This window comes from Dyella flagellata, assembly GCF_030160275.1.
Classification (GTDB): Bacteria; Pseudomonadota; Gammaproteobacteria; order Xanthomonadales; family Rhodanobacteraceae; genus Dyella_B; species Dyella_B flagellata.
The window spans coordinates 81,928-95,172 of record NZ_BSOA01000013.1; the positions used below are offsets into that span (position 1 = coordinate 81,928).

Genomic DNA, 13,245 nt, shown 5'->3' on the forward strand with positions numbered 1-13,245 from the left:
ACGACAGGGTGTAAGCGATGGGTATCTCAAGTCAGCCATTGAAGGGCCGCGTAGCCCTTGTAACAGGGGGCAGCAGGGGAATAGGCGCGGGCATTACCCGCAAGCTTGCCTCCTGGGGCTGCAAGGTCTGCGTCAATTACGTGGACAGGCATGGTCCGGCAAAAAAGCTCGCCAAGGAATTGAACGCGCAGGGCGGCGAAATCAGTCTGCACTGCGCGGACATAGCCATCCCCGGCGAGATCGAACGCTTGATGAGCGAGATTGGCGCGCTGCATGGCCAGTTGAACATCCTGGTGCACAATGCTGCCGCCAACCAGTTTTCGCGCTTGGAAGACAGCTCGCTGGGCCAGTGGGAGTTCACGCAGGACACCAACGCTCGCTCGACCTGGCTACTGGCCAAGCATGCCCTGCCATGGATGGAGCACCGCGAAGGCGCTCGCTACATCACTATCACCAATTCGACACCGCACCGCATTATCCAGAGCGCGGGCGTGTTTGCCGCGGCTAAATCGAGTCTTGAAGTGCTGACGTCATATCTTGCGTACGAATACGCTCCGTATGGCATCGTGGTCAATTGTCTGCGTCCCGGGCTGGTGAGGACCGGCGTTTTCAGCGTACGGCCGGATTTTGAGTTTGCGGTGGAGCACGAATACGCCATCTCGCCGTGGGGAAACAATCGCATGACTACGGTCGAAGATTGCGGGGATGCGGTGGCCATGTTGTGCCTGGATGAGGCCAAATGGATCGCAGGCCAGCTGATCACCCTGGATGGCGGTTATCGCCATTGGTGCAATCTGAGGGAACCTGAGTCGGTCGAGTAGGTGTTGCAACGGATCTCTTTTACGAATGCGCTGCATGAACCAGGAGGATGGAAAATTGGACAAGGTAGCGATTACGGGCATAGGAATGATCTCCTCTGCGGGAATCGGGACGGAGCCGGTTTTGGGCGCCATGACGTCGGGTACTCATTTTTTCAATCGCCAGGCGGAAAAGAAGCGCTCGCTGCATCCAAAGTTTCCCTGGCCGGAAGCAAGCCTGGAACAGCCCGATGTACCGTGGCCTGCAGGCGCGGCCTGGGCCGACATCAAGAAATACGCAAACCAGGCCGCCCACCAGGCTGTTGCGGTATCGCGCATGGCGATGGAAGTCAGCGGCGCGGCAGCCAGCGATCAGGCGGCATTGCGATGCGGTGCAGTCGTTGCATCCGGCAGCCGCACGGACGAGCTCAGCCCGCTGATAGGCAAGCTGGGCGCAATGGCACAGACCGACCCAAGGCCACTGGCCAAGCTGCTATACGACGAAGTTCCCGACTACTCCTACTTGCGTGGCATTCCGTGCCAGAGCGGCCAGTTCATCTGCTTGGCCGCGGGGTTCCTGGGCTCGAACGTGGCCGTCTATGGTGAAGCCGGCGCATCCGGACTGGGTTCGCTTGCCTTCGCTTTGCGCCTGGTCCAAAGCGGAGAGCTGGATCGCGTGATAGTGACCGCAGTGGGCATTCCTCTTCCTCCCCCGATGCTCGTGGCTTTCGATCGTCACGACCCGCTGGGGCTGGAAGCACGCCCGGGGCGCGGGCCGTTCGATGTCAATCGCGGGGGCACTCTGCTCGGTCATGCCGCCGTTGCGGTCGTCATTGAAAGAGATGACATTGCGAAGGAACGTGGCGCACCTCGCCTGGCCAACCTGCTGGCCTGCGAAGCGGTCAATGCGACGGGACGCAATATCGCCCTGGACATGGCGACACGCATGGTACTCGAACAGTCTGCGCGCCAACCCGACTTCTGGTGGGCGCATGGCGCCGGCTCCATCGCCATGGACTTGACTGAATGTGAGGCCGTTCATCCGTTGGTCAAGGCGCCTGCCACGTCCAGCAAGGGCACGATCGGCAACACCTTCGAATCGGCGGGACTGGTCGATCTGGCGCTCGCCGTGGAAGCCCTGAAAAGCAAACAGGTACCACCGATTGGCCTGCTGGAAACCCCAGACCCTGCGCTGGGCGACGTCGACTTCGTCATGAAGAAAGCGCGCCAGCTTCGCGCAACATCCAATGCAGCCCTGATTACAGCCTTGGATCCGCGCGTCGCCTCGGCGGGTGCGGCAATCATCGCGGATATAGGTGAATGACATGAAAAAGAAGATCGTCATTTCCGGCATGGGCGTAGTCACCCCTATCGGCGATTCCGTTGAGTCGTTCTGGACGTCCAATCTTCAAGGGATATCGGGATTGCGCCTGGAGGATCGGATGGACCTGTCGGCCCTGCCCTGCGGCTGGGTCTCCGCGACGGTTCCGGAGGAAACCAAGAAGGTCATCAAAGCCCGCTGGGGCGACTCCAACCAGGCATGGGGCGACATCCTCATGCACACCGCCGTGTCGCAGGCATTGGACGACGCCCAATTCAAGGGTGGCCTCAAACGACCGGCCGGCTTGATGTGGGCACGCGTGTGGCCAGGCCCTAGCGGCTCTTTTCCGCAAGACTATGTCGACTTCATGAAGAGCGCGGGAGAGCGCTACCTGACCGCCGGCAACGAACCCGGCGATGTAGTGGCATATTTGCGCGAGAAGCAGGAAGAGGAGCGTCTGGAGGCCAGCGATCTGTCTGCCTTCCCCACGGAGTTGTCGGCCAAGCTCGGTGTACCGCTTGTAGCTTCGCGCCTTGACGCGACCTGCTCAGGCGGCTTGCGCTGCCTGATCGAAGCCTCGCGCCTGCTGCAGATGGGCAAGGCCGACTTTGTCGTGGTCGCCGCAGTCGTCTCGCGCAGTAACCACTACACACTCTCGCAGTATGCCCAGTTGATGGCGCTTTCGCGCTGGCGTGGGCCGGCCGCGCAAGCGTCCATGCCTTTTGACAAGCGACGCACGGGCATGGTCATCAACGAATCGGCAGGAGCGCTGATTCTCGAAACGGAAGAACATGCGCGCGCGCGCGGCGTGAAGCAGCACTATGCGGAGCTCGGCGGCTGGGGACTCGCGATCGACACGGTGCACCTGACTGCGCCGCGCGTGGACATGGTCGAGCGCGTGATGAGAACGGCACTTGAACAATCCGGTTTGGCTCCAAACCAGATCGACACAGTGAATGCACACGGCACGTCGACGCGGCTCAACGACGTAACCGAAGCCAAGGCGCTGCATCGCGTATTTGGCGAGCACATGCAGACGGTTGACGTCTGCGCCGTCAAGTCGCTGACCGGGCACGGTTCCGCCGCTTCCGGCATCCTGGAAACGGTGATTGCCTCACTATCATTGTGCCGCGGGATTATTCCACCCGTCACGACATGCACGGAACCTGACCCCGAGTGCAATGTCAGGACATCTCTTACGCCCATTCACCGACCGGTCGCGAATGTCCTCAAAAACTCTTTCGGTTTTGGCGGGCAATATGCGTCCATCGTATTCCGGCGTCCAGAGAGCGCACGACCCTAGGATTGCATCCGATGAACCAAGCACGCGCGGCAACCGAGCAGGAAACCAAGTCGCTCTTCACCTTGGCCAGATCCAGCCTGCCCCTGGTATGGGAATTGGTTCGTCCGCGCCGCTATCGTCTGCTGCTGGGCCTGGCCATGCTGCTGGTCAGTCGCGCCGCCGGCCTGGTCATACCCTATGCGCCAAAGCTGGTGATTGATACCGTCATCGGCGAGCATCAGTACTATCTGCTGCGTCCGCTATTTGCGGTGCTGATTGCTGCAGTATTGCTCCAAGGAATGACGAACTACGCGCTCAACCAGCTCCTCTCGATCGAAGGGAGGCGGCTGATTACCGATATGCGCTGCCGGGTGCAGGCGCACATCAGCAAGCTACCGGTCGCGTTTTTCGACACGACCAAGACCGGCATGCTGGTATCGCGCGTAATGACCGACGTCAACGGCATCCAGAACCTGGTGGGACAAGGACTGATCGAATTGCTCGGCGGCCTCATTACCGCCGCTTTCGTACTAATCATTCTGTTCCACATAAGCTTGCCGCTGACACTGATTACGCTGGGCTTTTTGGCAGCACTTTGCGGATTCCTCGGCGTATGCTTCAAATTGATCAGACCGCTGTTTCGCGAATCAGGAAGAATCGCGTCGGAGGTAACCGGCAGACTGGTTGAGTCGTTCAGCGGAATCCGTCTCGTAAAGGGCTATCGCGCCGAGACGCGCGAACAGAGGGTATTCGCCGCGGGAGCCAACCGACTGCAGGAAAACGCCATCAAGACGGTGACGCTCGGATCGGTCATGGGAACGGTCGCCATCATGGACGTGCGTTTCATGAGCGCCGTCGTCCTTTGCGTAGGCGCGCAGCAGGCCATTGCTCATCACATCACGGCAGGCAGCCTGTTCAGCTATCTGATGTACCTGGCCATCGTAGTGGCACCCATCACGCAGATGGCAAGTTTCGGCACGCAATTGGCCGAAGCGTTGGCGGGCCTCGATCGCACCCGCGAGATTCTTTCCGTGCAGCCGGAAGACCAGGCCCCCGAGCGGACCGCAAGCATGGCGTCGGTGCAAGGGCATATCCAATTCAGAGACGTCACATTCGAATACGAGCAGGACAAGCCCGTTCTGCATGGCGTAACGTTCGAAGCAAAGCCAGGCACCGTGACGGCGCTGGTAGGGCCTTCAGGATCGGGAAAATCCACCATCACCGCGCTGATCTCGGCGTTCTACAAGCCTTCGCGCGGAAAGGTTCTGGTTGACGGCGTCGACCTGGACACTGTCCGCCTCAGCAGCTATCGCCCTTCGCTCGGCATCGTGCCGCAGGAGTCATTCCTGTTTGACGGAACGATTCGGGAAAATGTCGCCTTCTCAACCCGCAATCGAAGCGAAGAGGCTTTTTTGCACGCCTGCCACCTGGCCCACGTAGACGAGTTCGCCGACCACCTTGAAAATAAATATGAAACCACCATTGGCGAGCGAGGCGTGCGGCTGTCGGGTGGCCAGCGGCAACGAATCTCCATTGCACGCGCCATCTTGGCGGCACCCAAGATTCTGATCCTCGACGAAGCCACGTCCAATCTCGATTCCGAATCGGAAGCGTTCATCCAAGACAGCTTGCGCCACCTGATGAAAGACCGCACGACCTTCGTCATCGCTCACCGCCTCTCGACCGCACGCCAGGCTGACCAGATTCTGGTGGTGGAAGCAGGCCGGATTGTCGAACATGGAACGCATGCGTCGTTGTATGCGCAAAAGGGGCGCTACTTCGATTTGTATTCAAAGCAGCACGACGTAGAAGCCAACACCTTCAAAGGCATCGAGGAAGAGCAGCTGTCAACGAGAGGTCGCAAGCGAGGGCAGCGCCTGGCCGATCAATCCAACGATGGCGACCTACGCGCGTTGGATGAGTTGCTGTAGCTGGATACGCCGCTCGAAGCCTATGCTAACCATGCGCATGGCCTCTGGAAATGAGGGTGGCCTGCCAAAGGCAGGCGGTTACATCAGCGGCAGCGCACAATCACGAATTTCGCGATCACGTTGCCATCCGAGCGTACATAAAGTGCCGGCGCAAACGCGTTGTCCATGGCTGCTTATACCCATGGCGCACACCGATGAAACCATCGGAAGCAGCGGCACAAAACTTGGGCCTGCGTGCCCTTCGTTGCCAGTCTGCACGATAGCTGATTCAAGGCGGGCAAAACGTTCCGTAAGGAAGAGGCGCCTGCGCCGGATGGGATACTTGCCGGCAATCTTCAAATGGCGGCGCTAGCGTATCGAGATCGCGAATGCTCGCCTGCCGAACCTGAAAGCGCATGACTACTCCCGTGACAATGAAATGACGCAGGCTCGCGCCAGCGCCTTCACGCGCGATGGTACGGGTGCCCGGCCAGCAAGGTGGTCGCGCGGTAAAGCTGCTCCACCAGCACCAGCCGCACCAGCATATGCGGGAGAGTGAGCGGTCCCAATGACCACTTTTGATTGGCGCGGGCCAACACTTCCGCGGCGTGGCCGTCGGGGCCGCCAATCAGAAAGGCCAGGTCGCGCCCCGCCATGCGCCAATTCGCCAGCTGCTCGGCCAGCTCCTCGCTGGACCAGGACTTGCCGCGGCCATCGAGCGCAACCACATGGATGTCGCGCGGCAACGCGGCCAGGATGGCGGCGCCTTCGTCTTGGATGGCGCGTGCATCGTCGCGGCCTTTGCCGCGTGCGCCAGGCTTCAGCTCGATCAGTTCAAGAGGCAAATCGTGGGACAGCCGTTTGCGGTATTCGGCAAACCCTTCTGCAACCCATGCGGGCATGCGTTCGCCGATGGCGATCAGGCGGGCGCGCATGCCGGATTAAGGAGCCTCTGATCTATTCCTACGTACCCGTCACCGCACTGTATGCGCGCCTCGCTTCGCCCCGTCGGCGAAGGCATACCGGGAGTATGTCTAGACGGCGGGGCGAAGCGAGGCGCGCATACAGTGCGGCCCCAACCCTTTGAATTTTAATGACGGGGTGACGTCCAGAAGGCCCGCAGACCGTGCTGCGCGCCTTGCCAAGACGGCCAGTCTTCCCTGCGCCGCGCAGCACGGTCTGCGGGCCTTCTGGACGTCATGCCGGGCACGTAGGAATAGATCAGAGGCTCCTTAGCCCGTGGCTAGGGCAGCTTCGCCCTCGGCATCGCGGTCACCTACGGTCCACAGGCGCTCCAGGCCATAGAACTCGCGGATGCGCGGCAGCATCACGTGCACGATGACGTCGCCCAGATCCACCAGCACCCACTCCGCTTCCTGTTCGCCTTCGACGCCCAGCGGCATCACGCCCGCCTGCTTGGCGAACCTGACCACTTCGTCGGCGATGGATTTGACGTGGCGTGCCGAGGTGCCGGAAGCAATCACGAGCAGGTCGGCGATGGAGGTTTTGCCGCGTACATCAATTTCCCGGATGTCCTTGGCCTTGAGATCCTCAAGGGCGGCAATGACGGTCTTGCGCAGGGCAGCCGTGTGAACGGCTTTGGTATGACGAATGGTGGTCAAGAGTTGGGGCCTCTCAAGCGTATCAGCAGCGCTGGATCGCGCGAGTGCAGTATATCCGCCTTGGCCGCATGCCACGTCAAGCACCGGCCGCCATGGCCCTTGCGGGGGGCTTCCCCTCAGGATTTCAGCAATAACCGCCCGCCCATCAAGGCATTGGCGCCGATCACGATGGCCACGGCCAGTGCATGCATCAGCAGATCCGAGGCGGTGGCATCGAAGTTGTGGCAGATCTCCAGCAGGCAGGCGGAGGCCGCCGCGCTGGCCATTCCCACCAGCACCGCGGTAAGGACCGGGCGCAGCGGACAGGCGCGCCGCAGCAACCAGATCATCAGGCCGGACAGGGGAATGGAAAAGCTCAAGATGAAAACCAGGCAGTCGTTGGCGCCATGCCAGCCCATCAGCGGCATGCCCGGGATGTGGGCACGCAGGCAGCCCAGGCCGCTGGAGCCAATCCACAGCAGCGCGCTAGGCAGCGGCAGCCACGCCCATGCAGCCGATCGTCCGGGGACGGCAAGCATGAATGAGGCCAGCGCCGCGGTGATTGCGGTGACCACCGCGCCACCGGCAGCTACACCCAGATCGGGAGCCGCCCCCCAGCGATGCAGCATGGTGCTTGCGCCATAACGCATGAACATCACCACGGCGGCGGCCGCCACCACCAACAGCCAGCCGAGCGCACGCCGCCACGGCGGCGGCAGACGCCGTACCGGCGTCAGCTCCGCGCCGAGCGCGTCGATCAGGGCTTCATGGCGTGCCGAATCGGACATCGTCTTCAGGATTCTCCGTGCAGGCGATCGCGCAGGGTTTTCAGTGCGCGATGCAAATTGACTTTCAACGCCCCGGTATTGCGCCCGGTGCTTTGCGCGGCCTCGGCCAGCGAACGCTCCTTCAGGCCCAGCTGCTCCACCGCCTCGCGCTGCCCCGGCGGCAGCGTCTCGATCGCTTTGCGCAGCAGCAGTGCATCCTGCGCACGCTCAGTGCCGGCGCTGGCGTCCTCGCGGTCGGCGTGCGTGTCGAGAGCGAATTCATCGTGCACTTCACGCTGTTCGCGCCGTCCGTGACTGCGCAACAGGTCGATGGCGCGGCGCGCGGCAATGGCCGACAGCCATGCGTCATAGGATCGCAACGGATCGTAGGTATGCCGCACGCGATGCACGGTAAACAGGGTTTCCTGCACCACGTCATCCAGCGCGTCCACGGCGACGCCCTGCCTTCTGGCCACCGCGCGGATCAAGGCCACCGAGTCGTTCAGCACGCGCGTATAGGCGCGCTGGTCGCCCGCTTGCGCGGCGGCCATCCATGCTGCCCGCTGCCGGTCAGCCTGCTCGCTGGCGCTGGGGATTTCGGTGGGCACGGCCTTGTCGCTGTCCAGCCTCCAGGATGAAGGCCGACTTAGTAGGACCCAGGGGCCGTCAAAGGTCAAGGATGAGGTGGCGGGCATGGCCGGCTAGCCGTTGGTTTCTATCAGCTCATTCGTCCACCATGCCGCTGCGGTTACTCGCCGGACGATAGGTAACCCAAGCGCCCGGACAGCGAATACCCTGGCAAGACCCAAGCTGAGAGCCGTCCATGCTTCTACTGATCCTCGCTTTCTTCGGCGGCATCGTGACCATTCTCAGTCCGTGCATCCTGCCGGTGCTGCCGTTCGTTTTTGCGCGCGCCGACCGGCCGTTCGCACGCAATGGTCTGCCGATGCTGATCGCCATGGCCGTCACGTTCGCACTGGTCGCCACACTGGCGGCAGTGGGCGGTGGATGGGCCGTGCATGCCAATCAATATGGGCGCTACATCGCCATGGCCGCGTTCGCCGTGGTCGGCATTGCATTCCTGGTGCCCCGGTTTTCCGATTGGATCAGCCATCCGTTCGTCGCCGTCGGTAACCGGCTCACTGAAAAGGCCGACGCCAAGCCGGACTCACCATGGTCCGCCGCGGCGCTGGGCATCGCCACCGGCCTGCTATGGGCGCCATGCGCGGGGCCGATACTCGGCTTGTTGCTGACCGGCGCAGCCTTGCAGGGCGCCAGCCTGGAAACGTCTTTGCTGCTGCTTACCTACGCCTGCGGCGCTGCCCTGCCACTTGCGATCGTACTGTTGGCTGGCGGCCGCATGTTCGCGCTGATGAAGCGCTCGCTAGGGGCCAGCGAGTGGTTGCGCCGCGGCCTGGGCGTGTTGGTCCTGGCAGGCGTGGCCGCGATCGCGTTGGGGGCGGATACTGGTTTGCTTACCCGCGTTTCATTGGCCAGCAGCAACGCCATCGAACAAAAGCTGATCGATGCTGTGCGTCCAGCCCCGGTGCAAGCCGCAACCGTGCCCAGGGCCGACGAATCTTTTCCGGTGGAAGGCGAACTGCCTTCGCTGTCCGGCGCCACCCAATGGTTCAACAGCGCACCGCTGACGCCCGCAGCGCTGCGCGGCAAAGTGGTGCTGGTCGATTTCTGGACCTATTCCTGCATCAACTGCATCCGCTCGCTGCCGTACGTGAATGCCTGGGCGCAGAAATATCGCGATTACGGGCTGGTAGTTATCGGCGTGCACGCACCGGAATTCGCCTTCGAGAAAGATCCCGCCAATGTCGCCAAGGCGATCAAGGATTTCCATATTTCGTATCCGGTGGCGATGGACAACGACTACGCGATCTGGAAAGGCTTCAACAACGAATACTGGCCAGCGCATTACTTCATCGATGCGCATGGACAGATCCGCGCCCATCATTTCGGCGAAGGCGACTATCCCGGTAGCGAAGATGTGATCCGCCGCCTGCTGAGCGAAGCCGGACACAAGAACCTGCCGGAAGGCTACGTGCAACCGGGCGCATCCGGGGCTGAGGCGGCATTCTCGGGCGACATGCAGCGCTCGCCGGAAACCTATGTGGGCTACGCGCGCAGCCTAGGTTTTGCCAGTGGTTACATTGCGCATGACGATGGCTTCCAGTACCAAACCCGAGGTGCGCTCGCTATCAATCAATGGAGCCTGGAAGGTACCTGGACGGTATATGCCCAGGACGCCATGCTCAACCAGCGTAACGGCAGCGTGATCTACCGTTTCCGCGGACGTGACCTGCATCTGGTGCTCGGGCCGGGCAAAAACGGCAAACCGGTCCGCTTCCGCGTCACGCTCGATGGCAAGGCACCGGGTGATGACCATGGCGCGGATATTGATGCCGATGGCAACGGTGTCGTCGACGGGCAACGCCTATACCAATTGGTGCGCCAGGCGCATGGTACTGGTGCGCGGACCTTCAAGATCACTTTCCTCGCTCCGGACGTTCACGTTTACGCATTCACGTTTGGCTGAGTGCAGCGCCATAACTACGGGAGACTGGCATGACATACGCGTTCGATGACAAGACGATGGAGCGTCGGCGATTCCTGTTCGCTCTGTTTGGCGGTGGCACAGCGGTAGCACTGGGTGGCTGGGCGGCCGTTCGGCTGATGGGCCGCAAAGGCGGCGGCGCGATGGCGGCGACTAGCGCTGCTGCCAACGCTCCATCGCAGATCGTGCAGCTGGAATGTTTCGCGGAAGAGGACGGCCGTGACCTGGGCATGTGCGACGTGCGCAAACTGGTGCTCACCGATGCGCAATGGCATCAACGCCTCTCCGACCCGGCCTTCAACGTGCTACGCCGCGCCGGTACGGAAATGGCATTCAGCGGCCCGCACGAAAAGCCAAACCATAAGGGCATGTATCGTTGCGCCGGTTGCGATACGGCACTGTTCAACGCCAGCACGCAATTCGATTCCGGCACCGGCTGGCCAAGCTTCTGGCAGCCGATCGCCAAACGCAACGTGATCGAGAATCGTGACAACAGCTATGGCATGGAACGCATCGCGGTGAGCTGTGCGGGATGCGACGGCCATCTGGGGCATGTGTTCGATGACGGTCCGCCGCCAACGGGTTTGCGTTATTGCATGAATTCGGTGGCGATGCGATTTGTGGCCATCGCGTGAGCTGACGCTGGCCATCGTAGGCTGGGATGACAATCCCAGCATTGCCATGCATGCATATATCGCGATGCTGGGATTGCCATCCCAGCCTAAGTTACGCGATATGGTGCCAACAACATCGGATCATCAAACAACCCCGCCGGCAGCAAATAGCGCGGATCACGCCCCGCCGCCAGCAACTCGCGAATGCGCGTCGCGGAAACCTCCAACGGCGTCACCGCCAACTCGATCAGCTTACCTGCCGCTTGCGCTCGAATCACGCCCGGATCATCCGTACGCCGCGCAGCCACCGCACACTCCACTTCCGCCGGAATACATGCGTCGATGCCCGGGCGGTTGATCACGCCAATATGCGCGACACCAAATAGCTCGCGCCAGCGATGCCAGCTGCGTAATCCCGCGAACGCATCCGCGCCAAGCAGCAGCACCAGCGGCCGCTCACCAGCTTCCTGGCGTAACTCTGCGAGCGTATCGAAGGTATAGGACGGCCCACCGCGTTCCAGTTCGCGCGTATCCAGCGTAAGGCGCGATTGACCGCGCAAGGCCGCGCGCAGCATATCCACACGCTGCGCCGCGGTGGCCGTTGGCGGCGGCCGGTGCGGTGGAACGTTGGCGGGCATCAGGCGCACTTCCGCATCGAGCAGTTCGGAAGCTTCCCAGGCCACGCTGAGGTGGCCGATATGGATCGGGTCGAAGGTGCCGCCAAAGAGGGCGAGCGGTCGCATGGTTCTTCTCGCTTATATGAGCGCTTGCGCCGCGCGCGGCTCGGCGATCGCCGCAATCAGGCGCTGCGTTTCCAGCCAGGCATCACCGGCCTCACGGCCCTTGGCGATGCGGTCGATGCGTGCCGCGCGTGCCAGGCATTGCATCCAATGTTCGCGCGGTGCACGACGCAATGCCTTGCGGAACAATTGCTCGCGCGCCGGCCACAAACGTTCCGCCCGTACCTGTGCGGCGAAATCCTGCGCATTGGCCAGGCGCAACGCCAACTGCAACTGATTCACCAGCCAGCCCATCAGCGCGATCAGCTCGTCGCCTTCCGCGTGCAGGCCTTCGAGGATGCGCAGCGCACGCGCGCCGTCGCCGCCCAGCGCGGCATCGGTGAGCTTGAAGGCGTCATAACGAGCGCTGTCGGCAACCAGATCTTCCATCTGCGCCGCATCGATCTTGCCTTGCCCGTGCAGGACTGCCAGCTTGTCGACTTCCTGGGCCGCCGCAAGCAGGTTGCCTTCCACCCGCTCGGCCAGCAGGGCCACGGCATCGGATGTCGCCGCGAGCCCACGCGAAGCGAGGCGGGCGCCGACCCAGGCCACCCATTCGTTCGGGCGCGGTGCGTTGAAAACGACCAGACAACCCGTGCCGTCGACCTGCTTCGTCCAAGCGCCCTCGTGCTTGTTGCTCCATTCGACCGCGGTGATCAGCAAGCTCACATCCGGTGGCGGATTGGCACAGAACTCGGTGATCGCCTTGGCACCTTCCACGCCCGGCCGCCCGGTAGGCAGGCGCAGGTCGAGCAGGCGGCGGGATGCGAACAGCGACATGCCTGCCGCCGCACGCGCCAATTCATCCCAATCGAAATGCGCGCCCACGTCGAGCACCTGACGCTCGCTGTAGTCGAGCTTGCGGGCTTGCGCGCGTAAGGCATCGGCAGCTTCAAGCACCAGCAATTCTTCCCCTGCCAACAGGTAGACCGGGCTGAGGCGATCCGCAGCCAGCGCCTTCTGCCACTGGGCGTGATTGAGCGGCATGGTCTTTAGCCTGCTGCTTAAGTTCTCAATTGCCGACCGGCGCCGACATGGCCTGCGGCGGCGGCTGGGTGCTGCTCGCGTTGGCCGGCATGGGGCCGACCGCCTTGGCCGCCGCAGCCTCGCCGTTGCGCGCCACAGCCTGCAGGCGGAACAGCATGGCCTGGATGGCGTCGTCGGTCAGGCTGCCCTCGATCTGTTCCATCTGCGATTGCGTACCCACCGGCTGGCTGGCGTCATAGCTGAATTCGCGCTGCAGCTCGAACGACTGCAGTGGCGCGATCACCTTGCCTTGCGGATCGGTCGCGGAGAACGCCACATGGAGGCGCACGGCAAATTCCGTCACCTGCGCCGCACCGTTGATGGTAAGCGATTGCACGGTGAAGTTCTGCGCCGGCACGTGCAGTTCGGCAATATCAGGGCCGGACTCGTCTTCCAGCGTGACATTGGAGGCGAGCAAGGCACGCACCAGTTTGCGCTGGAAATCTCCGCCACCGCTGACTGTCAGATGCACGCGCTGCATGCCCTTGGGCATGTCGGCGCTGCCACGCAGGTGGAAGCCGCAGGCCGCCAGGGCGAGCATGGGCAACAGCGCGATCAGTTTCAGCATGCGGTGGTTCATGA

13 protein-coding genes are annotated in these 13,245 nt (G+C 62.3%); 6 read left to right on the plus strand and 7 right to left on the minus strand.

The genetic code is table 11. The annotated features are described in order from the left end of the window. The first annotated feature begins 17 nt into the window (after positions 1 to 17). Genes QQJ96_RS07630 through QQJ96_RS07645 form a run of 4 tightly spaced genes read left to right on the plus strand, consistent with a single transcriptional unit; the run spans position 18 to position 5,331 of the window. Positions 18 to 821 (plus strand): SDR family NAD(P)-dependent oxidoreductase, encoded by an 804-nt coding sequence (locus tag QQJ96_RS07630; protein ID WP_284331383.1) that lies wholly within the window; start codon positions 18 to 20, stop codon positions 819 to 821. Positions 822 to 855: 34 nt separating this feature from the next. Continuing rightward, entirely contained in the window at positions 856 to 2,121 is a 1,266-nt protein-coding gene (locus QQJ96_RS07635; RefSeq protein WP_284331384.1) for a beta-ketoacyl synthase N-terminal-like domain-containing protein, read from the plus strand. A gap of 1 nt (position 2,122) precedes the next feature. Further along, positions 2,123 to 3,421 (plus strand): beta-ketoacyl-[acyl-carrier-protein] synthase family protein, encoded by a 1,299-nt coding sequence (locus QQJ96_RS07640; RefSeq protein WP_284331385.1) that lies wholly within the window; start codon positions 2,123 to 2,125, stop codon positions 3,419 to 3,421. Positions 3,422 to 3,432: 11 nt separating this feature from the next. Further along, a complete protein-coding gene (locus QQJ96_RS07645) occupies positions 3,433 to 5,331 on the plus strand; it encodes an ABC transporter ATP-binding protein (protein WP_284331439.1) in 1,899 nt (632 codons plus the stop codon). Positions 5,332 to 5,774: 443 nt separating this feature from the next. Here the strand turns inward: QQJ96_RS07645 and rlmH are convergent, their stop codons facing one another. The 4 genes from rlmH to QQJ96_RS07665 form a co-directional block, all read right to left on the minus strand. Continuing rightward, entirely contained in the window at positions 5,775 to 6,245 is a 471-nt protein-coding gene (gene rlmH / locus QQJ96_RS07650; RefSeq protein ID WP_284331386.1) for a 23S rRNA (pseudouridine(1915)-N(3))-methyltransferase RlmH, read from the minus strand. Positions 6,246 to 6,542: 297 nt separating this feature from the next. Next, positions 6,543 to 6,932, minus strand: a complete 390-nt coding sequence (gene rsfS / locus QQJ96_RS07655) for a ribosome silencing factor (protein WP_284331387.1) — start codon at positions 6,930 to 6,932, stop codon at positions 6,543 to 6,545. A gap of 116 nt (positions 6,933 to 7,048) precedes the next feature. Next, positions 7,049 to 7,699 (minus strand): NrsF family protein, encoded by a 651-nt coding sequence (locus QQJ96_RS07660; protein ID WP_284331388.1) that lies wholly within the window; start codon positions 7,697 to 7,699, stop codon positions 7,049 to 7,051. 5 nt (positions 7,700 to 7,704) lie between these two features. After that, the gene (locus QQJ96_RS07665; RefSeq protein WP_284331440.1) at positions 7,705 to 8,229 is read right to left on the minus strand and encodes an RNA polymerase sigma factor; all 525 of its coding nucleotides are present in this window, start codon (positions 8,227 to 8,229) and stop codon (positions 7,705 to 7,707) included. A gap of 272 nt (positions 8,230 to 8,501) precedes the next feature. Here QQJ96_RS07665 and QQJ96_RS07670 point away from each other — a divergent pair, with 272 nt between their 5' ends. Together QQJ96_RS07670 and msrB are read left to right on the plus strand one after the other, a co-directional pair. Further along, the gene (locus QQJ96_RS07670; RefSeq protein WP_284331389.1) at positions 8,502 to 10,226 is read left to right on the plus strand and encodes a cytochrome c biogenesis protein DipZ; all 1,725 of its coding nucleotides are present in this window, start codon (positions 8,502 to 8,504) and stop codon (positions 10,224 to 10,226) included. Positions 10,227 to 10,255: 29 nt separating this feature from the next. Beyond that, on the plus strand, positions 10,256 to 10,879 hold the full coding sequence (msrB, locus tag QQJ96_RS07675; RefSeq protein WP_284331390.1) for a peptide-methionine (R)-S-oxide reductase MsrB: 624 nt from the start codon (positions 10,256 to 10,258) through the stop codon (positions 10,877 to 10,879). An 86-nt stretch (positions 10,880 to 10,965) separates the two neighbouring features. Here msrB and nadD read toward each other — a convergent pair whose 3' ends face one another. Genes nadD through QQJ96_RS07690 form a run of 3 tightly spaced genes read right to left on the minus strand, consistent with a single transcriptional unit; the run spans position 10,966 to position 13,243 of the window. Continuing rightward, complete coding sequence (gene nadD / locus QQJ96_RS07680) at positions 10,966 to 11,601, minus strand: nicotinate-nucleotide adenylyltransferase (RefSeq protein ID WP_284331391.1); 636 nt, start codon at positions 11,599 to 11,601, stop codon at positions 10,966 to 10,968. A 12-nt stretch (positions 11,602 to 11,613) separates the two neighbouring features. Continuing rightward, a complete protein-coding gene (holA, locus tag QQJ96_RS07685; protein ID WP_284331392.1) occupies positions 11,614 to 12,624 on the minus strand; it encodes a DNA polymerase III subunit delta in 1,011 nt (336 codons plus the stop codon). Between the two features lie 25 nt (positions 12,625 to 12,649). Beyond that, positions 12,650 to 13,243, minus strand: coding sequence for an LPS-assembly lipoprotein LptE (locus QQJ96_RS07690; protein WP_284331393.1), 594 nt, complete (start codon positions 13,241 to 13,243; stop codon positions 12,650 to 12,652). Positions 13,244 to 13,245: the final 2 nt, after the last annotated feature.